This is a genomic window from Nonomuraea recticatena, from assembly GCF_039533245.1.
GTDB classification, from domain to species: domain Bacteria; phylum Actinomycetota; class Actinomycetes; order Streptosporangiales; family Streptosporangiaceae; genus Nonomuraea; species Nonomuraea roseola.
This window is the reverse complement of record NZ_BAAATE010000203.1, coordinates 1-524: the sequence shown is the minus strand read 5'-3', so window position 1 is coordinate 524 and position 524 is coordinate 1. Positions and strand designations below refer to the sequence as shown.

Here is a 524-nt window from a genome sequence, read left to right as displayed (position 1 = left end):
GATCAAGCTCCAGGACACCCTGGCCTGACCCGCCGCCACCGGACACACCAAGGGCCGCGACCCGGGCTCACCCGCCCGGTCCCGGCCCTCCCCCCTCCACTGAGCGCGGCCTGCTCGTGCGGGACGTTGCCACGAGTCTTGCAGGCCGGCCGCAGCACTTCGGCGATGTAGCCGGACACAGGCGACGACGAGCGGATTTTGGCACGAAACCCACGATGAGGGGTGGTCCGGCCACTGTTCCGGGGCGGGCGGTGTCGCCCAGACTGCTTTCCATGACCGACGCACCCACCGGCCGTACGGCCGCCTTCCATATCCTCGCCACCGGCTACACCACCTCCACAGGACCCGGCGTGGCCGCGACCGTCTCCTACGTCACCGAGGGCGACCTCAGGATCGTGGTGGATCCCGGCATGGTCGCGAGCCAGTCGTGATCACCGACGCGCTCGCCGACCTCGGCCTCAAGACGGACGACATCACCGACGTGGTGCTCAGCCACCACCATCCCGACAACATCCTCAACGTCG

1 protein-coding gene is annotated in these 524 nt (G+C 69.1%); it reads left to right on the top strand.

What is annotated here, in order from left to right; translation table 11 throughout:
* Positions 1-272 precede the first annotated feature (272 nt).
* Positions 273-431, top strand: a complete 159-nt coding sequence (locus tag ABFX50_RS51160) for an MBL fold metallo-hydrolase (RefSeq protein WP_346158576.1) — start codon at positions 273-275, stop codon at positions 429-431.
* Positions 432-524 lie beyond the last annotated feature (93 nt).